The organism is Amycolatopsis pittospori, from assembly GCF_013870525.1.
GTDB lineage: Bacteria > Actinomycetota > Actinomycetes > Mycobacteriales > Pseudonocardiaceae > Amycolatopsis > Amycolatopsis pittospori.
This window is the reverse complement of sequence record NZ_JACBXD010000006.1, coordinates 40,606-64,184: the sequence shown is the minus strand read 5'-3', so window position 1 is coordinate 64,184 and position 23,579 is coordinate 40,606. Positions and strand designations below refer to the sequence as shown.

General features: G+C 67.6%; 30 protein-coding genes and 1 pseudogene. 9 read left to right on the top strand and 22 right to left on the bottom strand.

Annotated features, from left to right (window positions below):
- Positions 1-230 precede the first annotated feature (230 nt).
- The 10 genes and pseudogenes from H5J31_RS05030 to H5J31_RS04985 form a co-directional block, all read right to left on the bottom strand.
- Positions 231-1,094 carry a hypothetical protein gene (locus H5J31_RS05030; protein ID WP_181771260.1) on the bottom strand — a complete coding sequence of 288 codons (864 nt, stop codon included), beginning with the start codon at positions 1,092-1,094 and terminating at the stop codon, positions 231-233.
- A 27-nt stretch (positions 1,095-1,121) separates the two neighbouring features.
- On the bottom strand, positions 1,122-1,976 hold the full coding sequence (locus H5J31_RS05025; protein WP_181771259.1) for a YfdQ family protein: 855 nt from the start codon (positions 1,974-1,976) through the stop codon (positions 1,122-1,124).
- A gap of 8 nt (positions 1,977-1,984) precedes the next feature.
- Positions 1,985-2,317 (bottom strand): hypothetical protein, encoded by a 333-nt coding sequence (locus H5J31_RS05020; protein ID WP_181771258.1) that lies wholly within the window; start codon positions 2,315-2,317, stop codon positions 1,985-1,987.
- On the bottom strand, positions 2,314-2,451 hold the full coding sequence (locus H5J31_RS05015) for a hypothetical protein (protein WP_181771257.1): 138 nt from the start codon (positions 2,449-2,451) through the stop codon (positions 2,314-2,316). Before H5J31_RS05015 ends, H5J31_RS05020 begins: the two co-directional genes overlap by 4 nt.
- A pseudogene (locus H5J31_RS05010) lies at positions 2,448-3,263 on the bottom strand (recombinase RecT); the annotation flags it as partial. The pseudogene H5J31_RS05010 and the gene H5J31_RS05015, both read right to left, overlap by 4 nt.
- 23 nt (positions 3,264-3,286) lie before the next feature.
- A complete protein-coding gene (locus H5J31_RS05005) occupies positions 3,287-4,282 on the bottom strand; it encodes a YqaJ viral recombinase family nuclease (protein WP_181771256.1) in 996 nt (331 codons plus the stop codon).
- The gene (locus tag H5J31_RS05000; RefSeq protein ID WP_181771255.1) at positions 4,279-4,668 is read right to left on the bottom strand and encodes a hypothetical protein; all 390 of its coding nucleotides are present in this window, start codon (positions 4,666-4,668) and stop codon (positions 4,279-4,281) included. Before H5J31_RS05000 ends, H5J31_RS05005 begins: the two co-directional genes overlap by 4 nt.
- A gap of 224 nt (positions 4,669-4,892) precedes the next feature.
- Positions 4,893-5,123 carry a hypothetical protein gene (locus tag H5J31_RS04995; RefSeq protein WP_181771254.1) on the bottom strand — a complete coding sequence of 77 codons (231 nt, stop codon included), beginning with the start codon at positions 5,121-5,123 and terminating at the stop codon, positions 4,893-4,895.
- Entirely contained in the window at positions 5,120-5,314 is a 195-nt protein-coding gene (locus tag H5J31_RS04990) for a hypothetical protein (RefSeq protein ID WP_181771253.1), read from the bottom strand. Before H5J31_RS04990 ends, H5J31_RS04995 begins: the two co-directional genes overlap by 4 nt.
- An 89-nt stretch (positions 5,315-5,403) precedes the next feature.
- Positions 5,404-5,649, bottom strand: a complete 246-nt coding sequence (locus H5J31_RS04985) for a helix-turn-helix domain-containing protein (RefSeq protein ID WP_181771252.1) — start codon at positions 5,647-5,649, stop codon at positions 5,404-5,406.
- Between the two features lie 343 nt (positions 5,650-5,992).
- On the opposite strand from H5J31_RS04985, the gene H5J31_RS04980 reads away from it, so the two are divergent.
- Both H5J31_RS04980 and H5J31_RS04975 read left to right on the top strand, forming a co-directional pair.
- Positions 5,993-6,337 (top strand): hypothetical protein, encoded by a 345-nt coding sequence (locus tag H5J31_RS04980; RefSeq protein WP_181771251.1) that lies wholly within the window; start codon positions 5,993-5,995, stop codon positions 6,335-6,337.
- Positions 6,338-6,474: 137 nt separating this feature from the next.
- Positions 6,475-6,678, top strand: coding sequence for a hypothetical protein (locus H5J31_RS04975; protein ID WP_181771250.1), 204 nt, complete (start codon positions 6,475-6,477; stop codon positions 6,676-6,678).
- Here H5J31_RS04975 and H5J31_RS04970 read toward each other — a convergent pair.
- Together H5J31_RS04970 and H5J31_RS04965 are read right to left on the bottom strand one after the other, a co-directional pair.
- Positions 6,675-7,898 carry a tyrosine-type recombinase/integrase gene (locus tag H5J31_RS04970; protein ID WP_181771249.1) on the bottom strand — a complete coding sequence of 408 codons (1,224 nt, stop codon included), beginning with the start codon at positions 7,896-7,898 and terminating at the stop codon, positions 6,675-6,677. The genes H5J31_RS04975 and H5J31_RS04970 overlap by 4 nt on opposite strands.
- 253 nt (positions 7,899-8,151) lie before the next feature.
- Positions 8,152-9,939, bottom strand: coding sequence for an alpha/beta hydrolase (locus tag H5J31_RS04965; protein ID WP_207897465.1), 1,788 nt, complete (start codon positions 9,937-9,939; stop codon positions 8,152-8,154).
- A gap of 171 nt (positions 9,940-10,110) precedes the next feature.
- On the opposite strand from H5J31_RS04965, the gene H5J31_RS04960 reads away from it, so the two are divergent.
- Positions 10,111-10,773: an 8-oxoguanine DNA glycosylase OGG fold protein gene (locus H5J31_RS04960; protein WP_181771248.1), complete on the top strand. Its 663-nt coding sequence runs from the start codon at positions 10,111-10,113 to the stop codon at positions 10,771-10,773.
- A gap of 5 nt (positions 10,774-10,778) precedes the next feature.
- On the opposite strand, the gene H5J31_RS04955 is transcribed toward H5J31_RS04960, so the two are convergent.
- From H5J31_RS04955 to H5J31_RS04945, 3 genes are all read right to left on the bottom strand, one after another.
- Positions 10,779-11,525: a siderophore-interacting protein gene (locus H5J31_RS04955; protein WP_328701378.1), complete on the bottom strand. Its 747-nt coding sequence runs from the start codon at positions 11,523-11,525 to the stop codon at positions 10,779-10,781.
- 67 nt (positions 11,526-11,592) lie between these two features.
- Positions 11,593-12,501, bottom strand: coding sequence for a PDR/VanB family oxidoreductase (locus tag H5J31_RS04950; RefSeq protein ID WP_181771246.1), 909 nt, complete (start codon positions 12,499-12,501; stop codon positions 11,593-11,595).
- An 11-nt stretch (positions 12,502-12,512) separates the two neighbouring features.
- A complete protein-coding gene (locus H5J31_RS04945; protein WP_181771245.1) occupies positions 12,513-13,136 on the bottom strand; it encodes an MSMEG_1061 family FMN-dependent PPOX-type flavoprotein in 624 nt (207 codons plus the stop codon).
- 119 nt (positions 13,137-13,255) lie between these two features.
- Here H5J31_RS04945 and H5J31_RS04940 point away from each other — a divergent pair, with 119 nt between their 5' ends.
- The gene (locus H5J31_RS04940; RefSeq protein ID WP_181771244.1) at positions 13,256-13,876 is read left to right on the top strand and encodes a TetR/AcrR family transcriptional regulator; all 621 of its coding nucleotides are present in this window, start codon (positions 13,256-13,258) and stop codon (positions 13,874-13,876) included.
- Positions 13,877-13,886: 10 nt separating this feature from the next.
- On the opposite strand, the gene H5J31_RS04935 is transcribed toward H5J31_RS04940, so the two are convergent.
- Together H5J31_RS04935 and H5J31_RS04930 are read right to left on the bottom strand one after the other, a co-directional pair.
- A complete protein-coding gene (locus H5J31_RS04935; protein ID WP_181771243.1) occupies positions 13,887-14,789 on the bottom strand; it encodes a serine hydrolase in 903 nt (300 codons plus the stop codon).
- Positions 14,786-15,676 carry a LysR family transcriptional regulator gene (locus tag H5J31_RS04930; protein WP_181771242.1) on the bottom strand — a complete coding sequence of 297 codons (891 nt, stop codon included), beginning with the start codon at positions 15,674-15,676 and terminating at the stop codon, positions 14,786-14,788. The genes H5J31_RS04935 and H5J31_RS04930 overlap by 4 nt, the downstream gene beginning before the upstream one ends.
- A gap of 101 nt (positions 15,677-15,777) precedes the next feature.
- On the opposite strand from H5J31_RS04930, the gene bla reads away from it, so the two are divergent.
- Positions 15,778-16,692, top strand: a complete 915-nt coding sequence (gene bla / locus H5J31_RS04925) for a class A beta-lactamase (RefSeq protein WP_181771241.1) — start codon at positions 15,778-15,780, stop codon at positions 16,690-16,692.
- Between the two features lies 1 nt (position 16,693).
- Here the strand turns inward: bla and H5J31_RS04920 are convergent, their stop codons facing one another.
- Together H5J31_RS04920 and H5J31_RS04915 are read right to left on the bottom strand one after the other, a co-directional pair.
- Positions 16,694-17,227 carry an SMI1/KNR4 family protein gene (locus H5J31_RS04920; protein ID WP_236004703.1) on the bottom strand — a complete coding sequence of 178 codons (534 nt, stop codon included), beginning with the start codon at positions 17,225-17,227 and terminating at the stop codon, positions 16,694-16,696.
- A 17-nt stretch (positions 17,228-17,244) separates the two neighbouring features.
- Complete coding sequence (locus H5J31_RS04915; RefSeq protein ID WP_181771240.1) at positions 17,245-17,733, bottom strand: MarR family winged helix-turn-helix transcriptional regulator; 489 nt, start codon at positions 17,731-17,733, stop codon at positions 17,245-17,247.
- Between the two features lie 92 nt (positions 17,734-17,825).
- Here H5J31_RS04915 and H5J31_RS04910 point away from each other — a divergent pair, with 92 nt between their 5' ends.
- Positions 17,826-18,278 carry a Rid family hydrolase gene (locus tag H5J31_RS04910; protein WP_181771239.1) on the top strand — a complete coding sequence of 151 codons (453 nt, stop codon included), beginning with the start codon at positions 17,826-17,828 and terminating at the stop codon, positions 18,276-18,278.
- On the opposite strand, the gene H5J31_RS04905 is transcribed toward H5J31_RS04910, so the two are convergent.
- From H5J31_RS04905 to H5J31_RS04895, 3 genes are read right to left on the bottom strand one after another with little or no spacing between them, the layout of a single operon-like run.
- On the bottom strand, positions 18,245-18,586 hold the full coding sequence (locus tag H5J31_RS04905; RefSeq protein WP_181771238.1) for an STAS domain-containing protein: 342 nt from the start codon (positions 18,584-18,586) through the stop codon (positions 18,245-18,247). The two genes, H5J31_RS04910 and H5J31_RS04905, sit on opposite strands and share 34 nt — an antisense overlap.
- The gene (locus H5J31_RS04900; RefSeq protein ID WP_181771237.1) at positions 18,583-19,755 is read right to left on the bottom strand and encodes a PP2C family protein-serine/threonine phosphatase; all 1,173 of its coding nucleotides are present in this window, start codon (positions 19,753-19,755) and stop codon (positions 18,583-18,585) included. The genes H5J31_RS04905 and H5J31_RS04900 overlap by 4 nt, the downstream gene beginning before the upstream one ends.
- 44 nt (positions 19,756-19,799) lie before the next feature.
- Positions 19,800-20,600 (bottom strand): alpha/beta fold hydrolase, encoded by an 801-nt coding sequence (locus H5J31_RS04895; protein WP_181771236.1) that lies wholly within the window; start codon positions 20,598-20,600, stop codon positions 19,800-19,802.
- 122 nt (positions 20,601-20,722) lie between these two features.
- Here H5J31_RS04895 and H5J31_RS04890 point away from each other — a divergent pair, with 122 nt between their 5' ends.
- The 3 genes from H5J31_RS04890 to H5J31_RS04880 all read left to right on the top strand — a co-directional run bounded on the left by H5J31_RS04890 (position 20,723) and on the right by H5J31_RS04880 (position 23,463).
- A complete protein-coding gene (locus H5J31_RS04890) occupies positions 20,723-21,118 on the top strand; it encodes an ATP-binding protein (RefSeq protein WP_181771235.1) in 396 nt (131 codons plus the stop codon).
- Between the two features lie 12 nt (positions 21,119-21,130).
- Positions 21,131-22,033, top strand: coding sequence for a S66 peptidase family protein (locus tag H5J31_RS04885; RefSeq protein ID WP_328701377.1), 903 nt, complete (start codon positions 21,131-21,133; stop codon positions 22,031-22,033).
- 167 nt (positions 22,034-22,200) lie between these two features.
- A complete protein-coding gene (locus tag H5J31_RS04880) occupies positions 22,201-23,463 on the top strand; it encodes an HNH endonuclease signature motif containing protein (protein WP_328701376.1) in 1,263 nt (420 codons plus the stop codon).
- Positions 23,464-23,579: the final 116 nt, after the last annotated feature.

Sequence of the window (23,579 nt, the reverse complement as noted above, 5' to 3'; positions counted from 1 at the left end):
GAGTGTGGACAGGTCGGCGCGGGCCTTGACCTGCCAGACCAGGCGCGGAGTTCCCCGGACATCGCCGAGGTCGGCGCTGGTCCGGTCGCCGCTGCGCCAGCCGTTGTCAACCTTGCGCTCCGCAGCCGGCCAGCCGTGCTGCCGAAGGAACCGGGCGACGTCGCGTTCGGCGCGGATGCCCTTGTCGCGGTTGGCCCGCCCGATCTGTGCTCGGGTTCGGGTGGTGCTTTCTACAGGTGATCACCCTTGGCTGTCGTCGTGTCGGTGCGGGACTTCATCGCGGCGCGGACGAGGTCCATGCCGCGTGCGGCGCGTTCCCGTGCGCCGGGGTCGTGGTTGCACAAGACGGTCTCGACGTAGCCGTTGTCGTCGCACATGCCACAGGCCGCGATGGCTCGCGCTCGATCGGCGGCGCGTGCCCGCTGGTCGTCGGTGCGCCGGGCGGCGATGCGTGCGGCGGTGGCGGTGTCCCAGCGCTTCCGGGCCTCGCGTGCTTCGGCGCAAGCTCGGCACGGCGGCGGGTTCTCGTCGAGACGGTGCGCCGAGCATCGCGACGGCGGGACGTCGCCGCCCGCCTCGCGCCCGCGCGCCCTCCCTTCCTTTCCCTTCCCTTCCTTTCCTTTCCCCGTGGTAGGGCTACCGGAGTCCTCCTGTAGTGGTGGTGGAGGCTCTGTACCTGCGGTTTGGGGATAACCGGCTGTTTCCTCCGGTAGGTCTCCAGTAGCCCTCATGGCCGAGGACCGGACAGGCAACGGTGTGCCCTCTTCGACGGGTGGCAGCTTCGAAGGCGTGGGCTTCTGGATGCTCTGGTGGTCGTGCCAATTCACGATCGCCAGGTAGCGCCGACCGCCCACGGTGTAGCGCACAATGCGCTCGTGGGCGGCCAGCGTTTCCAGGTCCTCTTCGATGTCGGCGAGCGACACGTCGTCCAGTGGCCAGATGTCGCCCTTGATCAGCCTCGCGTTGTCCTTGGTGCGGCCCTGGTCGTCACAATGCGTCCAGAGACCGATCCATGTCAGGCGCGCACGCAATGGCAGCGCCGCCACGTCCTCGGACCGAAAGAAGCTCGGCTTGATCGTGCGGATGCGGGGCACAGCGGGCCTTTCCCCGTTGGTGGGTGGTCAGTAGACAGGTTCGATGTGGGGAGCGGAGCCCAGCAGAACCGGAGCGTCCAGCGTGTCGGCGAGCATCTGGCGAACGTCGGCGAACGCCTTGCGGTGGACGAGATCCGGACGGTCGAGCCGGTAGCCGATACCGAGCTGTCCTTCTCGGATGCGCCAGCGCAGCCGGGCGGTGACCTCGGTCGCGGGCAGGCCGAAGAACGGGGCGACCGCGATGGTGAATTCCGCGGGCACCTCCAGCCGCCCGCTCGCTCCGGCCTTGGCGGTGGTCTCCTCGCTCCACGCGAGCTGGACATCGCCGGAGTTCAGCCGCGCTCCACGGGAGAACGAGGCGTTGCGCCGCGTCTGGAAGGTCAACGCGATCTCCAGCATCGTCGCGGTGTCCGGGTTGACGATGGTGTGCGCGCGGTCTTCCAGGTGCTCGGCGAAGTCCTCCTGGTCCATCAGCGTGCCGTCTCGCCGGAGCCATGCCTTCCAGTCTTCGTCGTGCTTGAGCTTGAGCACGGCTTGGTGGTCGCGCCATCCGGCGCTGAATCCGTTGGCGTGGTCGTTGAAGGTGGCGGTGACCTTCAGGTTGTCCTGGTCGGCCCACACGGTCGTCGACGTCGTTGCCAGACGGGCGACGTAGGCGGCGAAGTCGCTCGGATCGGTGAGCAGCGCGGTGCCTCGCGGACGCCGAGGTTGGTCGAGCAGGCTTTCGAGGTCGGTCGTGTCCACGCGCTCGTCGTTGCGCAGCGTGCGGACGACCACGGACTTCTCGGGCGCCAGCTCGAACGGCTGTGGCGGGGTGGCCTCGTCTGCGCGGCGCTGGATGTCGGCGACCACGGCGGCGGTCTGGTCGTTGGTGTTCGGCACGAGGTCTCCTAGTCGGTGAACAGCGCGGTCTGGCGCGGGTCGTTGCGGATGAGTTCGCCGGTCTCGGTGGCGAAGAAGATCGACTCGGAGCGCTCGTGTTCCGGCAGGCTGCACTTGATCTGGTCGGCAACCATGACCGCGCCGGGCGTGCGCTCCTGCGGCTTGATCTTCAGCGTGTACGTGAGCGTCCCGGCCTTACGGGTTTCCTCCACAGCCACAACGAGATCGCGCAGCGCCTCGGACAGCTCCGTGTGGCTCTTACCCCGGCGGTGTTCCATCAGGAACGCGGCGAAGTCGCGCGGCTCGGCCTTCTGCTCGGTCTGGGTGTCGGTGTCGGTCACGGGCGTTCCTCTTCCTGCGCTGCGGCGGCTTCCTCGCGGACGAGCTGCCGGACGTTCTGGGCGAGGCTGATTCCTGCGCTGATGCAAAGCAAGGCGGTGGTGATCAGCCGGATGGTGTCGGTGGCGCGCTTCATGGGGTGGTCGGCTCCTCGGTCGAGGCTTCGTCGGGCGGTGGCTCCAGCTGGCCGGGTTCGTCGGCGGGCTCGGGGTCGATCACCTCCCCGTCCATGTCGGCGGTGAGGTCGTCGAGCGCGTCGGCGTCCAGGTCGGTCCGGACCGTGCCTTCGGCCGCGATCGCGCGGTTCATGACCGTGGCCATCGGCAGCCACTTGGCGAGCTGGCGAACGGCCGTCTTACGGGCCATCGCCTCCCAGTCGGTGACCCACGGCCCCCGTTTGCTCGCGCGGGAGCGGCCTCGGATGGCTTCGACGGCGCCGACGTCCAGGACCTCGAACTCCGCGCCGCCCTCGACGAGCGTCGCGGCGGCGTAGACATCGGTGATGCCCCCGCGGTCGCCGCGCGCGGGACGGTGGACGAGGTCCGGGTGCAGGCCGTAGGAGTACTCGAACTCGTCGGCCTCGTGCACGACACGCGCGGAGATGTTGCGCAACTGGCCGGAGTTCCAGGCGAGCTTGATCAGTCCCCGGTAACCGGGGATGAACGTCACCTGGTCCCCGTAAGGAACCAAGTACGCCTCGCCGAGCGGGCCGGGTTCGAGCCCGAGCTGCGCGGAGGTCATGAGCGCGCCGAGGAGCGATTCGGGGCGACACCGCATCAGGTCGTTGTTCTGCTTGATCACGGTCAACGCGACCCGCGTGAACCGCTCCGGATTCAAAGCGGTGCCGTGCAAGGCGCGGGCGATCTCCGGCTTCTGCCGCTCGATCAAGGTCCGGATGTCGCCGCCGCCTCCCTGCGCGACCGTGGTCTTGCGTTGGGCGAGTGCGGCCTTGGCGTTGGTGTTCGCGGTACCTACTGCTGATCCCTCCTGGCTGTCGTGGGGTAGGTCAGTCGGCGGCTCGGTGGCCGCTCGGTGACGAAGGCGCTGTACAGGTCGGGTTCCTCGGCGGCGAAGGCCGCGTAGTCGACGGTCCGCGACGGCTTTGCCGGAGCCTTGTGAGTGGCGACCTTGGCGCCGTCGAGCTGCGCGACCTCGGCCTCGCCCATCTCGGCGCGCAGCCGGTTGTCGATGGCCGTGCGCTCCGACTCAAGCAGCTTGATCTGCTCGCTCAGCTCATGGCGGCGCGCGAGGTGCTTGTGCCACAACGGATCGAGGTCGACCGTCTCTCCGGGAGTAGACGGCCAGCGCGACAACGCCCGCCGAGTGTTCTCCGAAGGGTCGGCAGGTGGCGGCTCGTCGCGCTGAACGTGACTCCAGAACTCGATCGCGCCGTCGATCAGGTCCCCGATCAGATCGTCGTCTCGCTCGACGATCCGTTCGAGATAGGTGTTCGTGTCCAGCAGCGCGACGAGGAACGTCCGGGGAGCGCCGAGCAGGTGCATGTACCACTGGACCTGGCACACGTAATGGATCGGCACGCCATCGTCGGCCCACTCGGCCGCCGAGCGGTGCCCACCGGTCTTCGCCTCGACGATCCCGGCCAGCTCGCCGGAGAACTCCCACGCCAGGCCGTCGACGTTCGCGAGCATCCAGGCGTGCGTGCGGTCGGCGTAGACACCCGCGCCGCCGGTCAGCACGTACTCGGGATGCCGCTCGTCCCATTCCCGCATCAGGACCGGTTCGAGCACCGTGCCCCAGTGCATCCGTTCGGTGGCCGCCTCGTCGAACTCGACTTCGATCCGTCTGGTCTTCTCCAGCCAGAGCTGGAACGGGGTCTTCCACGGGCTGAGTCCGCAAGCAGCGGCCACGTCGGACCCGCCGAGCCCGAAGGTACGTGCGAACAGCCAGTCCTCGTGGGGCGCATCGGCGGGGAGGATGACCGGGACGTCCAGGAACCCGGCGGTCATGACGCCCTCCGTTGGTCGCCAGGCTGGGCCGTCGGAGAAAGGTCGCTGATCCGGAGCGGTGTCTCCGAGACCCACCAGCGATCGGGGCGTGAGTTGTCCTCCAGCACCTCAAGTAGCAGCTCGGGCACGTCGTACAGGAGTGCCCACCCCCGCCACGGCACGATCGTGGCCGTCGATTGGACGGACGCTCGATTCAGCGTTCGATCACAGGCGATCCAGTTCGACGTGAGTCCGAGGCTCCAGCGATCCGGTACGGCAAGGTCGGTCAGCCAGACCAGCTTCTTACTGAGCAGCGGATGCTTGTGCGGCAACAGGAGACCGGTCCGCGCGATGCCTTGGGCGCCGTGATCACACGTGAAGTGGTAGTACGTCTTCGGCCTGGACAATCACTGACCACCGACCCGAACGCCGAGGGGATGGGTCCGGTACCACTCGTGCGCGTTGTACATCGCGACCGAGTGAGCGGTGGTGTTGCGCTTGTTTGAGGTAACGATGGCCTCGCGTTGCGATTCCGGAAGCCGCAGCCAGCAGCCCCGGCACGCGAAGAACTCGGACCGGACCTGTCGGCCGCAGCCGCCGGGGCAATCGTGGGTTCGGTTGCGCGCCGCGCTCAGCCCTGATCACCGTCGCCGCTGTCGTCTGCGGTCTGATCGCTGGCCTCTTCCGGCGCAGCCGGCGGGACGTGAGCGGCCAAGGAGGGCAGCTGACCACGCAGGTCGTACACCGTCTCGTTGAACACTGGCGTGTCCACGTCCGGGTTCTCGATCATGGCCGCGAAGGTCTCCTCGCCGGACTCCTGAGCGGCATCGGTCGTGGCCTGGTCGGCCTGGGTTTCGGTCACAGCAGCACTCCCGCGATCATGAAGCCAAGGGCGAAACCCAGGCTGGTCGTGGCCGCTACCAGCGCGGCCATGCGTTTCGGCGCGGCACGCAGTGCCGATGCCGCGCGACGTAGCGCCACCACGCCGCGGTCGACCTGGTTGAGCCGCGCGTGCCTGCCTGTCGGAACGTCGAACATCAGTCTGGCTCCCATCCCGCCTCCCTCGATCGGCCGGTCGAAGTAAGGCGGCGCCGTCTCCGTCGAGGTGGAGGACCGCGCCACCCCACGTTCAGGTGATCTCGTCAGGCGCTTTTACGCGAGCGTTCGGCGCGCTCGGCCTTGGAGCGGGCCTTCGCGCCTTCCTCGGCCCGCCGGGCGAAGTAGTCCCTGATCCAGGACTCCTTGACGTAGGTCCTGCCGCCGTGCTGGAACGTCGCAATCCAGCCACGCCGCCTGTAGCGATAGAAGGTCGGCTTCGTGATGTTGAGCCGTTGTAAAACTTCGTCAAGCGGATACGCTTCCTCGTCAGCTGGGATCTGCACTGCCACCACCTTCCTTCGCTGTCCCATAGCTCCGCCCTGGCACGTAAAAGCAGGTAGACCGCGCGTGCGCTGTGAGATACGAGGTTCGTTCGCGCCGAGCGGAGCGTCTTCGACGTTGCCACTCCGTTTGCGAAAAATCCAACTTTTCTAGCGAATGTGAGACGACGTGCGCCCATCTTGGTGGCATCGTGAGACGACAACTGAGCCAACCGGGTGTTACGGCGGGGGGTCCGGCAGCAAACCGGACATAAACTTGACAAGATCCGTTCCACCCGATCGGCCTACCGGCCCTAGTCCCGAATCGCGGGACGATAGGCCGCGCCGCCACCGCTAGTCGAAGGATTTCGTGATGCCCGCCGAACACCTCGAAGCACTGTTCACCAAGGCTCGGCCAGGGGCGTCTCGCGAGCAGCTTGCGGAAGAGGCGGGGATCGCTCTCCATCAGCTCAACTATCTGTTCCGACCTGAGCGCCCCGACCGGTTGCCGAAATGGGAGATGATCCGGGCCATCGCGAAGGTACTCAAAGTCGAGGTCAACGACGTCGTACAGGCGATGGCCGCCGACGACGGAATCGACCTGGAGACTGAAGCCGATCGGGACGAGCAGGAATTACTGACGGACTACCGGGCGTTGTCCCGTCGTGACAAACGAGCAGCTAGGGCGGTCATCCGCACGCTCGGAGAGTGTCCCTAAAACACACGCTGAGTATCGACAAACATGTGATACTGCTTGTTTAGTGCACCTAACGTAGGACGAATACCGGCAGAATCGTGCGCCATTCGGTCGAGGGGGTCTCAGCCGCGCGCCGAGGGAAGGGAGAGTGGCCCCCAGTGGTCGACCGGATTAAGTGGGAATTCGGCCCTGCGGACCAGGCACAGCCGATCAAGGTGGTCGACCGCGACGGCCACATGCTGATCAGCTGGCGGGCTGGGCAGCCCCCGACATCAGGGATGTTCAAGCTCCTGAACGCGCTGACCGATCTCCCGGAGGACGATCCGGCAACGGCGTGCGAGGGGCCGCCCAACACCAGCTAGCTGGCCACAGCCTGCTTCGGCGCGTCCCCCCTCTCGCGATGAGCGGGGAACTCGACGACCTGGGCGTTCGGCATCTCGGCGACCTCGTGGGCGCGAGCCATCCACGCTTGCTGACGCCTGGTGTCCACGGCCTTGATGTACTTCTGCGACGTGGCCAGGCTCTTGTGCCGCAGCACGGCCATGATCACGGGGGCGGGCGCATCCGCCTCGGCGAGGTTGTTGCCGGTGTTATGCCTGAGGTGGTGGAACACGGGACGCTGGCCGGGAAGTCCGGAGCGTTTCCACGTCTTGGCCAGCACCTTGTTCGGGTAGTCCGAGTCGATCGGCCTGCCCAGCGTGTTGAGGAAGACGTGGTCCTCGCGTTCGACAGAGCCGCGCCACTTCCGCAGCACCTTCAAGGCATTCACCACGACTGGCGGCAGGGCGACCGGCTCAGCCTCCGTGCCCTTCGGGAAGGTCCGCAGCGTCCGTCCGGGCTCCATCACGTCCGAAACCAGGACGTGCGGATTGTTGCTATCGAGGTCGATCCGTTCCCAGCGGAGGCCGGCGATCTCTCCGGCGCGGAGCCCGACGAAGTAGCCGAGGAGGATCGCGGGCCAGAACCACATCGGCGCGAACGCGATCAGGGTGTATAGCTCCTGCAAGGTCAGGTAGCGCGGCGCCCGGTTGCGGTGCGCCTTGACCCAGACGTCGGCGGCCGGATTGTCGGGACGTACGCCATCCTTCTGGGCCTGCTGCATCATCGCCCGCAGCACCCAGATCCGCTGTTGGCGTATGGACGTCGACATGCCTCGGGCTTCTTCGGCGGCGTCCCACGCCTTGAAGTCCGTCTCGGTCAGCTCGTCCATCATCCGCTTGCCGAACGCCTTATTGAGGGTGTTCACGCCGTACTTGCGCGCCCGACGGGTCGCGGCGGTACCTCCCTGGGTCGTCAGCCAGAGAGCGGCGTACTCCTCGAACAGGAATCGCCTCGACTGGCGTTGGACGGGAAGACCCGCGTCGGTGTAGGTGCCATCGATCCGCTGGCGTAAGACCTTCGCCGCGGCCTCGGCCTGCTCGTAGAACTCGAAGGTCTTCGAGCCGTCCGGAGCTGGGACGCTCTGTTTCCTCTGGGCTACCGCGTCCCAGACGTAGGCCCGGTACCTGGTACCGGCCTGCCGATGAATTTCCTCAACGCTGTACCCCAGACCACGCCTGGGTTTCCGCGTCTTCGTGGACATGGAGGGATCTGCCTCTCGCCGTGCGCACGCGCGGCGATCCCTGCAAGGCGACCGTAACCCGATGACGACGAGCTGATCAAGCTCATGGGCGAAGTCCATGCCCACGCCCACGTCGATGGTCGTAACAAGATCCACTCACGGATCTCTGACCTGCGACGATCCTTGATCATCTCCATGTCATGCCCTCGGGTCCATGAAAGCCTCCTTGAGGGACCCTGGGTCCCTCAAGGAGGCCTTCACGGACCAGGAGTCACTAGGCGTTCGCGGGCATACCCTTCTCGTCGGCCGCCGGCGTGGCGGTGCCTTCGAGGAGTTCGCGCACGATTTCGTTCGCCTTGCGGACCTCGGGGGTGATCATCTTGATCTTGATCTTCCCGTCGTGTCCGAGGTGACCGCCGACCTCGAAGGTCTTGTCCTCATTGGGCAGCGGCAGGCCCTGGCAGCCGGTGAACTTCTTCTTCGGCGTCAGACCGGTCTGGAAGTAGGCGACGATCGGGTCGTCGACGCAGTCGGTGTTGTACGGGAAGATCCCGTGGCTGCCTTCGTTGTCGACGCTGATCATCTTCGCGCCCGGGAGGCCGTTCGCGGTGGCGAGCCCGCCCTCGTACGGCGTCGCCGCGTCGAGTTCGGTCTGGGCGATCAGCAGTTTCGGGAACGTCTTCGCGTCGGGAGCCGGCTTGGCGTTGGTGGTCGGCCAGAACGCGCACAGCGGAGCGCCCGACTGGGCCATGATCGGCGCGATGAACGGGGCGTTCACGGTCAGGTCGGCCTGCCAGTAGTTCCAGTAGTGCAGGTTCTGGTTCCACTGGCCGTCCTGGCAGCGGATCGCCTCGAAGGTCGCGTCCCAGGTCTCGACCTCGGCGCCGCCCTGGTAGGAGGCCTTGCGCTCGACCGAGTCCTTCTTGGCGATGGCCTCCAGCGCGTTGCCCTTGGCCTTGGTCAGGAACGCCTTGTTCGCGTCGGTAAGGCCGGGAGTGGCCAGCGCCTTCGCGACGACCTGCTCGAGCTTCTCGGCGTCGGTCCCGGCGGGCGCCGGTCCCTTCGCGAGCGCGACCACCATGGACGCGGCCGAAGGGTACTGCGTGGTGTCGTACATCGCCGGGATGATGAACCAGGCGGCGTAGAGCATGCCCGCGAATTCCCGGGTGCCGCCCGCCTTCTCCCAGTTGCGCCGGATCTCCAGCGGGTCGGTGCCCGCCTTGTACTTGGCGTCGTTGCGCGCGATGTAGGGCAGCAGCGCGTCCTGGAACTGACGGTCACGGCTGCGGGGCTGCAGGTCCCAGGTCTTCTCCAGGGTCGTGCGGCTCGCGTCGGTCGAGGAGTCGAGCAGGAACCGGTGCGCCTTGCTGGGGAACGTGGTGGCGTACCAGGTGCCGAGCCAGGTGCCGTACGAGTAACCGATGTAGCTGGTCTTCTTCTCCCCGAGGATGACCCGGATGAAGTCCATGTCGTACGCGGTCTGCTCGGTGGTGATGAACTTCGTCAGCGGGTTCGCCAGGCAGCCGGCGACCTTGGCCCGGTTGATCACGTTCTGATCGGTGCTGTCCGGGACGGTGTAGCTGCAGGTCAGCGGCGTGCTCTGGCCGACACCGCGCGGGTCGAAGCCGATGAAGTCGTACTGCCCGGCCAGCACCGGGGTGCGCTTCGCCATCGCGGCGCCCCACGGCAGGCCCTCGCCGCCGGGTCCGCCCGGGTTGACCAGCGCGATGCCCTGACGGCCGGTGCCGGGGAAGGCGGTCGCGGTCTTGGAGACCCGGATGCCGATGGTGTTGCCGTCCTGCGGGTTGTGCCAGTCACGCGGCACCTGGATGGTGGCGCAGGCGAGGCCCTTGACCTTCTTCAGTTCGGCTTCCGTCGCCGGAGCGACCGAGGGGAACGAGCACTCGCCCCACGCCACGGCCTGCCCGGTCAGCGCGCCCGCGAGCGCAGCGGTGTCCGGGTCGGCCTTCACGGCGGGTGCCGCACCCGCGGCGGGAGCCAGCACCAGGCCCGAGGCGAGGAACGCCCCGGCCAGCGCGGCCACCGCCCCTCTCCGCGTCATCTTCGTACTACTGATCACCATGATCCCTTTCGACAGGAGCCCCCGACGTCCGTACGAGAAGTAAAGACAGGTGATCAGCTTCCACACACGGCTCGAAGCTGGCGGATACCCGACATGGCAGGATCTCGACACCACGCGTAACGCCTCCGGCCCGCCCGCGACCCTGTGGTCATGCCCGCGACCGAGCTCAGCACCCTGTCCCTGCCGGACTGGGCGGTACCCACCTCCCCGCGCCGGGACACCGTCGACGCCCACGCCATCCGCATCCGGCACCGGTGGTGGCAGGACGCGGTCACCGCACGGAAGCTGCCCGGACCCGCACCGACGGCCCCGACGCTGACCCGTGCCGACGTCTGGAAATCGGACGGCGACGTTTTCGCACTACTGTGGCGAACCCTCGCCTGGGGATCCGGGAGTCACCTGAGGCAGAACAGCCAACGACTCAACAGCATCCAGAAGGACGTGCCGCGCGCCGAAGACCTCCTGACCAGGGCCGCCGAGGAGTCCCGGCGTGATCCGGAGCGGGCGTACGCGATCCTCCGGCCGGAGAAACGCAACCTGATCACCGGACTCGGCCCGTCCTTCTTCACGAAGTTCCTCTACTTCGCCGGCGGCGGCGCGCCGGACCACCCGTGCCTCATCCTCGACCGCGTCGTCGCGACCGCGCTGCGGGAACACTGCGGCTGGGATTCCTTGCACCGCGCCGGTCCCTGGCCAGCGGACTCCTACGGACGCTACTGCGGCCTGCTCGCCCGCTGGGCCGAGGAACACGGCTGTGCGCCCGACGAACTGGAACGCTCGCTCTTCGCCGGTGAGCGAAGGGTCGCCAGGTGAAGGCGTCAGCCCGGGCTGGAGCGACCCTGCCGCCAGTAACCGAAGAAGGCGATGTCCGACTTCGGCACACCACGCTCGCCGGTCAGGTGGCGGCGCAGCCCGGTGGCCAGCCGCGACTCCCCCGCCACCCAGGTGTAGGACCGGCCCTCCCGCGGCTCCGCGCGCCGGATCGTCTCCAGCGCCAGCGTGCCCGGCGGGCGCCCGGGTTCGTCGCGCGGAAGCCAGTGCACGCGAACTCCTTCGGGAGCCTCGACTTCGCGGATGTCGGCGGTCTCCGGCACTTCCAGGTACACGTCCGCGACGAGGTCCGGCGGCGCGTGTTCGAGGATGGCCAGGATCGCGGGCACGGCGCTCTCGTCCCCGGCCAGCAGTTGCCATTCGGCGCGCGCGGGCGGCAGGTAGGTCACGCCCATGTCGAAGATTCCGGCCGGGTCTCCGGGCCGGGCACCGCGGGCCCACGACGACGCGGGGGAATCCGCGTGCAGCGCGAATTCGATGTCCACCTCGTCGAGTTCCGGGCGGGCGCGGCGGACGGTGAAGTTGCGCACCCACGGACGGCGGGACTTCGGCAGTACCAGCAGTTCGGCCATCCAGGCTTCGTTGGACAGCGTCGGCATGCGCAGCCCCGGTTGTCCCGGCCGCGGGAAGAACAGCCGGACGACCTGGTCGTAGCCCATCGGTTTGAAATCCTGCAGCTGTGGGCCGCCTAGTGTGACGGTCAGGAACGCGGGACTCGTCCGGTGTGTCGCCACCACCTCAAGGGTGACCATCTTCCTGGACTCGGGTGATTTGATCCTGGGCAGCACTTTCGTTTTCCCTTCACAGATCCAGAATCAGTCGTGGTGAGAGCGCTCGGGAAACGCAGGGGTACATCCGGCCCTCGGGGGCGCCGATGTCGTCGCGGTGTTCGGGCTCGCCGTCGAGGACGGTGATCTCGCAGCTACCGCAGACGCCTTCACGACAGCCTGACGGCACCGGTATTCCGGCGTGGTTCAGCGCGCCCAGCAACGGCTTTCCCGCCGGGACCTCGATCGTCTGTCCACTTCGGGCACAGACTGCTTCGAACGCGGTGTCGGGCGCGAACTCCCGGACGGCGGGACGGAATCGCTCCGCGCGGAGACGTCCGGCGGGAAACGCCTCGTCGGCGGCGGCGAGCATCGGCGCGGGCCCGCAGCAGAAGACCAGTGCCTCGGGACCCAGACCGGCGGCGAGTGTGGCGAAGTCGGGCCTTCCGCTCTCTTCGGTCGCGAAGATCCGTACCCGATCGCCGTACGTGGCGACGAGTTCGTCGGCGAAGGGCATGGACGCGCGCGATCGGCCGACGTAGACCAGCGTGACCACGGCCCCCGATTCGCTCGCCGAACGCAGCATGGGCTTGAGGGGCGTGATCCCGATCCCTCCGGCGACGAAGAGGTATTCCGGCGCCGGTTCCAGCGGAAAATGGTTGCGCGGCAAGGAAACTTCGAGAGGGCGTGCCAGGCGGAGGAAACGGTGAACGTACTCCGAGCCGCCGCGGCTGAGGTGATCGTGCCGGACCGCGACGCGGTAGCGGTCACGCTCGGCCGGGTCGCCGCAGAGGGAATACTGCCGGGTCAGCCAGTTCGGCAGGGTGAGGTCGATATGCGCCCCCGGTTGCCAGGGCGCCAGCGGTCCGCCGACACCGCGCAAGACGAGCGAGACCACGTCTTCGGCGATCGGCTCGATCCGGTCGATGATCGTCTGCTGCATGAAGAATCCCGTCAGTACAGTTCGCGGTAACCGGCTTCGAGGGCCTGTTCGAGCATCGCCGGATCGAGGTCCATCTGGGCGGCCGCGACCTCGCCGACCGACGGCATCTCCTCGGCCAGTGCCTGACTCGCCGGATCCCACATCCGGGACCGGATCAGCGCGCGTCCACAGTGGAAGAACGCCTCCGCGACCTCGACGACGATGGCCAGGATCGGTTCGCGCGCCTCGATCTGCATCCGGGCGAGGACGTCGGGCTCGTCGGTGGGATAGGCGCGGCCGTTGACCCGCAACGTCTCCCGCATGCCCGGGATGAAGAAGAGCAGCCCGGCCTCGCCGTTCTCGGCGATGTTGGTGAAGGAGTCGGCGAGTTTGTTGCCCGGCCGGTCGGGGATCGCGAGCGTGTGCTCGTCGAGCACCTTCACGAAACCCGGGTAGTCACCGCGAGGCGAACAGTCCAGCCGGCCTTCCGCGTCCGCGGTGGCCAGCGTCAGGAACGGCGAATGGGCGATGAACCGCAGGGCGAACTCGTCGATGCGGTCCTGCTTCTTGCCCTTGATCATCGCCTCGGGCTCGCCGAGCCGGGCCCGGACCTCGGCGAGCGTGACCGGCCGGGGCCGGATGCGGACGTGCGTCATCACAGGTTCCTTTCCGGGTGGATCACGTGGTCGGGGCGAACGCCCAGGTCATGGCACTATTATGAGCAATTGTTCAGCTCGCGCGCTACTCGCTTTCGCGCCGTCCCGCAGGAGGTGTCATGACGTCGGGCCAACGCCGGCTTCAGCCACGTAAACAGCCACGCCAGGTCCGCGCGGAGCTCACCCGGAAGCGGATCCTCGACGCGGCTGCTCACATTTTCACCGAGTACGGCTATGCCGCGGGCACCACGAACCGCATCGCCGAACGGGCCAGGATCTCGATCGGCTCGCTGTACCAGTACTTCCCGAACAAGGACGCGATCCTGCTCGAACTCCTGACCCTGCACCTCGAAGAGGGCCGGGCGGCGATGGCGCTCGGCCAGGACGGCGAGCTGCCCGAATCACTCGAAGAGCTCCTCCGCGTGTTCATCCGGGCCCAGATCGAGAACCACCAGGACGATCCCCGGCTGTTGCGCCTGATGATCGAGCAGGTGCCCCACGCCCCGGCGCTGCTGGACCGGATCCAGCAGTACGAGCAGGAGAACTTCGACTACTTCCGCGCACTGTTCGGTCGCCACCCCGAGGTCCGGGTGACCGATCTGGACACCGCGACCCGGCTGGTGCTCTCGACCCTGCATTTCGGCGTGCACCCGCTCGTCGCGGCGCCGGAACCGGTCGACCCCGTCCGACTGGAGAACGAGATGGTGACGATGCTGTCCGGCTATCTCAAGGCCGGGTGATCCTCCCGGGTCAGGCCACGCGCAGGTGGTCGCGCAGCGTCCGAGCCACCCGGGCCATCAGCACTTCCGCCTCCGGCTGGATCGCCGCGGAAACGCGGGATTCGGTCAGCGCGGCGACCGCGAAGACTCCGCCGTCGGCATGCTCGACGACACCGACTTCGTGCCGCATGTTCAGCACCGTTCCCGTCTTCGACGACCATTTCGTGGCGTCGGAGACGAAGTCGGGGCTCAGCCGTTGGCGCAACAGGTTGAGCCCCATGAGTTCGCGTACCCGTCCGGCGACGGATTCGTCTATTTCGGACGGTTTCCACAGTGCTTCGAGCAGACCGATGTAGGCGCGAGCGGATCCGGCACTTGCGCGCGTGATGTCCAGCTGGGGAACGGGATGTCCTTGTCCCGCCGTGCCCGCGCTGATGGCGAGCGCGTGCGCGAGATGGACGTCAGTGGGATCGAAGCGTTCCGCGGGCGTGTCGCTCAGATCTCCGGCCGGATGTCGCGCCGTGATGCCGAGGACGCCCCAGTCGCGCAGCATCCTGGTGACCTCGGCGGGTGGTGTCAGCGCGAAAAGTGAGTCCGCGGCGGTTTCGTCGCTGATCGCCATCGTCAGGTAGAGCAGGTCGTCGATGGCCACCTTGGCCGGATGCCGGAACCGGGTCAGGCCGGTGGGCCCGGGCGCGGTCGCCCGGCCCGGTTCGACGTCGATCGGCGCCGAACCGTCCAGTTCGCCCCGGCGGATCCTCTCCAGGGTCGCCGCCGCGAGCGGGATCTTCACCAGCGAGGCGCTCGGGAACTCCAGCTCGGGGTCGATGCCGACCTCGTATCCGGTACGCAGGTCTCGCACCAGGAACGAGCCGCGCAGCCCGCCGTCGTCCAGTTCCTCGCGCAACCGCAGGAGCAGCGTTTCCGTGTTCATGACCTCTCCTCGGTTTCCTCGGCGCCGAGACACCGGGCGATGTCGGGCCACAGGCGCGTGCGGAGCCGCTGCGCGTCCTCGCCCAAGCCTGCCGTGATCTCGAAACCGCGAGCGAGCCGGATCTCCCCGGCCGGCCGCCATTCCAGACCGAGTTCGGCGGCCTGGGCCGCCGAACACAGCAGCAGATCGGCCGATCCGAACACGGCCCCCGCGGCCGCGGTGAGCGAGTCGGCGACGACGACCTGCGCGGGCCGCAGTCCTACCGAATCACGGACGCGGAACAGGCGGTCACGGATATGCGGGACGTCGTCCTCGGGCTGGATCCACACCCGGCGTGCCGGGCGGCCGGACCGTCCCACCCGCAGCGTTTCCAGATGGAGGGCGCCGGCCCTCGATTTGACGCCGCCGGCCAGACCCAGCGTGACCCGCCAAGCACCCTCTTCCGCAGGGACGGCCGTGAGGGCCGCGCGGACTTCCTGCGTACGAACGAGTTCGGCCCGCTCCCCCGGCAAGGCCCGCCGGAACTCCAGGAAGACGTCGAGTGCGCGGGCCGCAGCGTCGAGTTCGGCGAGTTCGCGGGTGGTGCAGGTCTCCGGCACGGCGAGTCGCATCGGCCGCAGTTTGGCACGCCGCGCGTCGTGCTCCATGGCGTCGGCCAGCTGCACCAGGCGCTTCGCCGTCGGCAGCATGTCGCGGCCGAACGGGGTGAGCCGCGCGCGGCGGGTGGTGCGGTCGAACAGCCGCTCGCCGAAATGCTTCTCCAGTGCGGCGATACGACGGCTCGCCACGGGCTGGGGAATCCGGGCGATGGCCGCTCCCGCGGTGAAGGTCCCCGCCTCACTCACGCTCACGAACGCCCGGCAGCTCCCGATCAGGTCCACGACCACATACTATGCCTGATTCGCATGAAACAGCTCATTCGTGTCTTGGACAGCATGAACGGCCGTGGCCAGACTACGGACATCGAACGATCTTGAAAGGAATCCCCGTGTCCGTCACTTCTCGCCGGTGGACCGTCCGAGCGGCCTTGCTGGCGCTTTCGGTCGTCTCCGTCACCGCCTGTTCCACCCCCGCCCCCGCACAGCCGCCGGCCTCCTCGGCTGCCGCCGCCTCACCGGTCTCGACGGCCGGGCAGGCCGACTTCGAGCAGATCGAGCGTGCCTTCAACGCCAGGCTCGGGCTGTATGCGGTGGACACCGCGACCGGCCACGAGGTCGCTTTCCGCACCGACGAGCGGTTCGCCTACGCCTCGACGCACAAGGTGTTCAGCGCCGGCGCGGTACTCAAGCAGACTCCCGTCGCCGACCTGGACCGGGTGGTGACCTACAGCCAGAAGGACGTGGTCTCCGACTCGCCGATCACGGAGAAGCACGTCGCGACCGGCATGCCGCTGCGCGCGATCATGGACGCCACCCTTCGCTACAGCGACAACACCGGCGGCAACCTGCTCTTCCGCGAGCTCGGCGGACCGGCGGGCCTCGCCACGGTGTTGCGCGGGATCGGTGACACGACGATCCACGTCGACCGGATCGAACCCGAACTCAACGACACCGCCCCGGGCGACATCCGCGACACCAGCACGCCCCGTGCCCTCGCCACGAGCTTGCGCGCCTTCGCCCTCGGCGACGTCCTCCCCGAGGACAAGCGCAAGATCCTCCTCGACATGATGCGCGCCAACACCACCGGCGACCAGAACGTCCGCGCCGGGGTTCCCGGCTGGCCGGTCGCCGACAAGACGGGCACGGCGGGCTACGGCACGCGCAACGACATCGCCGTCGTCTGGCCGCCGGACCGGGCGCCGATCGTCATCTCGGTCCTGACCGACCGGAAGGTCAAGGACGCGAAGATCGACAACAAGATGCTGGCGCAGGCGACGGCGGCCGCCGTCAAGGTCCTCGGCTGACTCACGGATTCTCGAGGCGATCGATGCTCTCGGCGAGGAGTTCGGGCAAACCGGCCCAGTGGTAAGGGAAGAACCCTTCGCTGGGGGCCCATTCCATGACCAGGCCGCGGCTCTCGCCTTGCCGGAGGTCGACGCAGAGCAGGCAACCGTCGACTGCGCGACAGAAGGGGACGAGCGCGGTGCAGAACGGGAATCCAGTGTCACCGGCCTGCTTGCGGTGGGTCATCTCCGGCGTGCAGCAGTCAGGGTCGGCGAACCTCGACTGCCTGAGGTATTCCTCCTCGGCACGTGCCACACCGAGTGGCAGGTAGGACTCCGGAATCAGGCCGCCGTCCCGGTTGCCGCCGAAATCGCGGTGGTCGTCGACGCCGTCCATCGTCGACCACCAGACGAGCAGATCGGCCGGGAACGCCCGGCCCACAACGGCTTCGAGCCGCAGGAGCCGGGCGGCGGGCGCGGGTGGCCGGAGCACCCGCGCCCGGTCCGGATCCTGTTCGGCCAGCAACGTCATGATCCGCTTCCACGACCGGTCCATCGGCCCACCCTAGGGGGCTAGGCGAGGTCGACGGGCCGGGTTCGCAGCTTCTCGGCGATCCGCGCCAGCGCCTGCTGGTCGTCGTCGGTCAGCGGGTCGAGGACGAGTTCACGCACCGAGCGGACGTGCGTGGGCGCCGCGGCGACGACCACGTCGTAACCGGCGTCGGTGAGCGCGGCGAGGGTGTACCGGCCGTCCTCGGGGTCGGGTGAACGCTCGACCCACCCCCGCTGTTCGAATCTTTTGACCACATTGGACAGACGCGAGAGCGAGCCGTTGGCCAGGTAGGCCAATTCACTCATCCGCAGCCGCCGCTCCGGTGCCTCCGAAATGTGGCTGAGGGTCAGGTACTCGAACAGCGTCAGCCCGGCGTCGTGCTGCAACGGCGACTCGAGCCGCCCCGGCAGCAGGAGAACCAGGGAGACCAGCCCGGTCCAGGCCTCCTTTTCGGCCGGGGTCAGCCACAGGGCCTCGTCCTTCGGATCAGGGGATGCGGTGGTGGCCATGGCGGAACCCTACCCAGCCTTCGATGACTTCACACGTGAAGTTAAATCGTGCTACGTTGACTTCAAGCATGAAGTCAACGAGAAGGGTCACCATGAGCAAGCCGGAGTTCTTCGCCACCCCCGGATACGGCGACAAGCTGCTCGCCGAAATGCGCTACAGCCAGGCGGTACGCGTCGGCGATCGCGTCGAGATCTCGGGACAGGGCGGCTGGGACGACGCCATGAACTTCCCCGAATCCCTGGAGGAGGAAATCGTCCAAGCCTTCGAGAACGTCGAACGGACGCTGGCCACGGCCGGCGCCACCTGGCAGGACGTCATCGCTGTGAACTCGTACCACTTGACCGATTCCCCGGAGTTCCTCAGCGAGGTCCACAACCGTGTGATGGTCGACCAGTTCCGGAAGCGCCTGGACGATCGCGCGCCCATCTGGACGGAGACCGGCGTCCCGGCACTCGGCGCCCCGAAGATGCGGGTGGAGATCCGCGTCACCGCGATCATCGACCGGGACGATCAGCCCTCTTCGGCGTTCTCGATCGACGCGTAGACCGGCAGGACGTCTTCGAGACCGGTGATCTTCAAGGCTCGCCGCAACTGCCGCGGCGGGTTCACCAGCGCGATCCCGGCATCCGAGGCGAGGGCGTGATTGCGGGCCGCCAACAGCGCGGAGATCCCACTGGAATCGCAGAAGGTCACCCCGGAAAGATCGACGATCAGCGTCCGTCCACTCCGGACGGTCAAGGTCCGGATCACCCCGCGCGCCTTGAGCGAAGTGGCGACGTCGAGCTCTCCGGCGAGCGTCAGCACCGTCGAGGCCGGGGTGGTGCGCGAGGTGACGGTGAGCGCGCTGGTCACGGCCGGTCCCCCGTGGTGACGGGAACTCCCAGGGCGAACAGGGCGGTGTCGTCCTCGACGCCGTCGCCGAACTCGGCGAGCAGGCCGGCCAGCGCGTCCACCGTCTCCTGCGCGCTGGCCGGGCCGAGCGCGTTCAGGAACTCCATGAGCCCCTCTTCGCTGTAGCGCACTCTGTCACCGGCCGGCCGCGCTTCGGTGAGGCCGTCGCTGTAGAGCAGGAGTACGTCGCCGGGTGTCAGCCGTATGGTGGCCTCCACGAAACGCGCGTCCCGCAACGCCCCGATGAGCATTCCCCCGTGGGTGTCGACGAACTCGGCGGTACCGTTCGCGCGGATCAGCACCGCCGGCGGGTGCCCGCCGCTCGCGACGGTGACGGCGAATCCGCCGGAATCCGGCTTCAGCGACCCGTAGACAGCTGTGCAGAACCGGGGGTCGCTTCCGCGGAATTCCTGGTTCAGCACGGTGTTCAGGTTCTCGAGAACGGCCGCGGGGCCGGGATCGTAGACGGCTGCGGACCGCAGTGTGTAGCGGGCCAGCGAGGTGACCACGGCCGCGGCCGCACCCTTGCCCGAGACGTCGCCGAGGAAGAACCCCCAGGTCCCGCCGGTGAGCGGGAACAGATCGTAGAAGTCGCCGCCGACCTCTTCGACGGAAGCGGGGTGGTAATAGGCGGCCGTCTCCATCCCGGGAACGGTCATCGGCACCGGCGGCAGCAAGGTCCGCTGAAGTGTGGACGCGAGTTTCTTCGCGCGGTCGCGTTCCTGGTCGGCCTGATTCCGGGCGCGCAGCAGTTCCTGTTCGTAGGCACGGCGTTCGCGGGCGTCGAAGACGACGACGCGGACGAGCTGCGCGGTGCCGTCCGCGCCGTTCTTGACCGTCGCGGTCACCAGCACCGGGAGCCGGGTCCCGTCGGCGCAACGCAGTTCCAACGCCAGTCCGCTCGCTTCGCCGTGCATCGCCAGCATCGGCGCGACATGGGTCTCGTAGTACATCCGGCCGCCGACGGTCAGCAGGTCGGAGAAGGCCCGCCTGCCGACCAGTTCTTCGCGCCCGTGCCCCAGCCAGTCCAGCAGCGTGGTGTTGAGCTTCGCGATGGTTCCGTCCATCAAGGTCGACAGGTATCCGCACGGGGCGTGCTCGTAGAGGTCTTCGACGCTGTCTTCGAGCAAGCCGGGGAATGTCGGTTCGGCCCTGTCGTCCCCGATTTCGGGCCTCACCGAGGTCTCGCGAACGTCGCGATCGCCTCCGCGGTCGCCTCGGGCGCGCTCAGTTGCGGACAGTGCCCGGTCGCATCGAGGGTCATCAGTTCGCTGACGGGGATCTGCGCGTGGACGAACCGGCCGACCTCCTGCGGGGCGATCGCGTCGCGGGCGGTCTGGATCACCAAGGTCGGGACGTCGACCTCCGCCAGATCCGCGCGGTTGTCTGAAAGGAAGGTGGCCCGGGCGAATACGCGGGCGATCGCGGGATCCATCCGGCAGAAACTGTCCTTGAGCTCGCCGCCGAGTTCCGGACGTTCGGGGTTTCCCATGATCACCGGGGCCATGGTGGCCGACCAGCCGAGATAATTGGATTCGAGGGACTCGAGCAGTTCGTCGATGTCGGCACGGCTGAACCCACCCCGGTAGTCCCCGTCGTCGACGTAGCGGGGAGACGGCGTGAGAAGCACGAGCTTCCCGAACCTCCGGGGCGCCCGGTTCACCGCCAGCACCGCGATCATGGCCGACACCGAATGCCCGACGAGCACGACGTCGCGCAGGTCCAGTTCCTCGCAGATGTCGAGGATGTCCTCGGCATAGGCGTCCAAGCTCGCGTAGCGCTCGGGTGACCACGCGGTGGAGTCGGATTTGCCCGCGCCGACGTGATCGAACAGGACGACCTGGAACCGTTCGGCCAGCGCCGGGACAACGAGTCGCCAGAGGTTCTGATCACAACCGAAGCCGTGCGCGAGCAGCACGACCGGACCGTCCGACCGGCCGGTGACCACCACATTGCTCTTGCTCCGCACATCCACCGGCTCATCCTTCCACGCGGGCACGACCCGCGCGGAGTGAGTGTGAGCGGCCTCCATCGTGGGTACCTCCCGAATGCGCCCATGCTCTTGGCCCAGCTGGGAGACTCGCTAAGGAGAACCGCATGGGTACTACCGGAACACTCGATGCCTACGAATTCCCGACCGGAACCGCCCCACCGCTGGCGAAAGTGCGGGCCTGGCTTCGCGACAAGCTCGCCAACGTAGGACGAAGCACGATGGCGGACACCGAACTGCTGACGACCGAACTGGTCACCAACGCGCACGAACACGCGGACGGGGTCACAGCGCTGAGGGTGTCCGTGTCGACCGGGCGGGCGGTGGTCCGCGTCGAGGTCGACGACCACCGCCCTCAACTGAAGCCGCAGCGGGTGACGAAACGAGACACGGCCAGCCCGCACGGCCGAGGCCTGGCGCTGGTCGAAGCGATCAGCAGCGAATGGGGCGTGGACACCGGAGCCGGGTTCAAGACGGTCTGGGCGGAGATCCCGGTCGCCTGACACGATCTTCGGGTGATCCTGGTCGCACCGAGACTGCGCCGGGGCGATCGCGTTCGCCTGGTGTCCCCCGCCAGCTTTCCAAGCCGCGAACTGCTCGCCGAGTCCGCGGATGTCCTGCGGAACTGGGGCCTGATGGTCGAAGTCGGCGAACACGCGCTCGACCAGTGGGGGTACATGGCGGGCAAGGATGAAGACCGCCTCTCGGATCTCAACGAGGCCTATCGCGATCCTGGCGTCCGCGCTGTGATCGCCACGCGAGGCGGCGCGGGCGCGTACCGCATCGCGGAGGACATCGACTTCGCCGCGGTCCGGGCCAACCCCAAACCTCTGGTCGGTTTCAGCGACATCACCTGTCTGCATCTCGCGCTGTGGCGGAACTGCGGCCTGGCCGGCATCCACGGTTTCCTGGCCGGACCACGTGCCGCGGCCGCGACCCGACGGCTGCTGACGAGCGCCGAATCCACCACCCTGCACCGCGATCCGCGGGCGATGACCGTCGACGCCGAAGTCCCCGGCACGGCCATAGGTGACCTGATCGGCGGCCACCTCGGCACCCTCGCCCATGCCGTCGGCGCCGGACTCCCCTCCTTGGCCGGGGCCGTTCTCTTCCTCGAAGCCGAACGCTCGATCGGCCTCGGGCAGATCGACCGGCAACTCACGCAGCTCATCCGATCCGGCGCGCTGCGAGGTGTACGCGGTGTCGCGCTCGGCCGGTTCCCTGGCTTCGAGGACTACGTCGATCGTGACTGGAACCTGGTGGACGTCCTGAAGGACCGGCTGGGCTCGCTAGACGTCCCGGTGCTCGGAGGCATCGACGCCGGACACGGTCCGGACCTGCTCTCCCTGCCGCTGGGTCCCACCGCCGTACTGGACACGGAGGCGGGAACGCTCACCGTCGAATCGGCGGTGAGCTGACCCCGGCCGGGCATCGCATAGGCTCCGATGCTCATTTCGACTACGGATAGGACCATATCCGCAGTCGGCTGACTATGGCGAAATCACCCTTCGGGGTTATTCGGACCACTTTAAATGTGGCCTAAAATTACGAACACATGTTCGACAGGTTTTGGTATTCTTGGGGTGTGTCCGAGACGACGTTCCTTCCCGAGTTGCCGCAGGAGCTGTGGCGCGCAGGCAAGCTGGAGCTTGCTCATGGCGTGCAGCAGTTCTTGCAGGTGATACGGGTCGCGTCGGCTGGTCTGGGCCGGTATCTGGCGGAGATCGAGTCTCGTGGATCCAAGGATTTGTATGGGTATGGGACGACGCTGGCGTGGTTCGCCGATGTCGCCGGTTTATCCCAGACTGAGGCGCGGCCGTATGTGAATCAGGCGATCGATCTGAATCCCACGCGCGCTTTGGACGGTCGTGAGGTTCCCGCGTTCGCTCCCGCGACGGCTGTGGCGGCGGCGGAGGGTGTGATCGGGCAGGAGCGGATCAAGCAGGTCCTGGGGATCTTGAAGGAGATCCCGGCCGAGGTGCCTGCCGAGGCTCGGGAGCGTACGGAGAAGACCCTCGTCGACCTGGCTCGGAACGCGGGTCCCGGCGAGGTCTCGGAACTGGGGAACACCCTGCTGGGCTTGCTGGATCCCGACGGTGCCGAGCCGAAAGATCCCGAACCCGCCGAACCGCGTCGTGAACTGACCGTGGAACGCCGCAAAGACGGGTTCTGGAAGATCAAAGGCCTTCTTGACGATGAGTTGGGTGCCCGGACCGCGGCCGCGCTTGAGGCTTATGCGAAGCCTCGCCCGGTCGACGAGTTCGGTGAGGCCGATTGGCGCACCAAGGCCGAACGCCAAGGTGACGCGTGGGCGGAGCTGCTGGATCTGGCGATCGCCTGCCCCGATCAGCCCGGCACCAGCGGGTACCGGACCCTGATCCACGTGACCGTCGGTCTCGACGAGCTCAAGACCGGGATCGGCAAGGCCTGCCTGGATTTCGTCGGGGAGATGACCGCCCGCGAAGCGCGGATGGCCGCCTGCGACTGTCTCATGCTCCCCGTCGTGTTGAACGCCGCGGGAGAACCGCTTGATGTGGGGCGGCTCAGACGGTTCGTCACCCCGGGCCAGCGGCGTGCGTTGAACATCCGCGACGGGGGTTGCGCGTTCCCGGGCTGTTGTCGGCGGCCGAAGAATTGTCACGCACACCATATTCGTCACTGGGCAGACGGCGGACGGACCGATCTCCGGAATCTGGTGCTGCTGTGCGGCTTCCATCATCGGTTGATTCACCATGGTGAGTGGGAAGTGCGGATGGCCGCCGACGGGTTGCCGGAGTTCATCCCGCCCCAGTACCGGGATCCGCTCCGACTACCCCGGCGCAACACGCTTCATCGCGCCGCAGCCTGACCCGAAGAGCCCGCCAGCGAGACGGCGGGCCCTTCGGCATGCCCACCGGGCGAGATCGACGTGATTCCGGCTCACTCGTCGCAGGGACTTGAGTCTCCACCCACTGGAGCCTTTAG

Coding starts and splice junctions, on each gene's coding strand:
- H5J31_RS05015 (WP_181771257.1), bottom strand. CDS start 2,451: ATGAAGCGCGCCACCGACACCATCCGGCTGATCACCACCGCCTTGCTT.
- H5J31_RS05005 (WP_181771256.1), bottom strand. CDS start 4,282: ATGACCGCCGGGTTCCTGGACGTCCCGGTCATCCTCCCCGCCGATGCG.
- H5J31_RS04990 (WP_181771253.1), bottom strand. CDS start 5,314: ATGGGAGCCAGACTGATGTTCGACGTTCCGACAGGCAGGCACGCGCGG.
- H5J31_RS04980 (WP_181771251.1), top strand. CDS start 5,993: ATGCCCGCCGAACACCTCGAAGCACTGTTCACCAAGGCTCGGCCAGGG.
- H5J31_RS04970 (WP_181771249.1), bottom strand. CDS start 7,898: ATGTCCACGAAGACGCGGAAACCCAGGCGTGGTCTGGGGTACAGCGTT.
- H5J31_RS04965 (WP_207897465.1), bottom strand. CDS start 9,939: ATGACGCGGAGAGGGGCGGTGGCCGCGCTGGCCGGGGCGTTCCTCGCC.
- H5J31_RS04960 (WP_181771248.1), top strand. CDS start 10,111: ATGCCCGCGACCGAGCTCAGCACCCTGTCCCTGCCGGACTGGGCGGTA.
- H5J31_RS04950 (WP_181771246.1), bottom strand. CDS start 12,501: ATGCAGCAGACGATCATCGACCGGATCGAGCCGATCGCCGAAGACGTG.
- H5J31_RS04945 (WP_181771245.1), bottom strand. CDS start 13,136: ATGACGCACGTCCGCATCCGGCCCCGGCCGGTCACGCTCGCCGAGGTC.
- H5J31_RS04940 (WP_181771244.1), top strand. CDS start 13,256: ATGACGTCGGGCCAACGCCGGCTTCAGCCACGTAAACAGCCACGCCAG.
- H5J31_RS04935 (WP_181771243.1), bottom strand. CDS start 14,789: ATGAACACGGAAACGCTGCTCCTGCGGTTGCGCGAGGAACTGGACGAC.
- H5J31_RS04920 (WP_236004703.1), bottom strand. CDS start 17,227: ATGGACCGGTCGTGGAAGCGGATCATGACGTTGCTGGCCGAACAGGAT.
- H5J31_RS04915 (WP_181771240.1), bottom strand. CDS start 17,733: ATGGCCACCACCGCATCCCCTGATCCGAAGGACGAGGCCCTGTGGCTG.
- H5J31_RS04910 (WP_181771239.1), top strand. CDS start 17,826: ATGAGCAAGCCGGAGTTCTTCGCCACCCCCGGATACGGCGACAAGCTG.
- H5J31_RS04890 (WP_181771235.1), top strand. CDS start 20,723: ATGGGTACTACCGGAACACTCGATGCCTACGAATTCCCGACCGGAACC.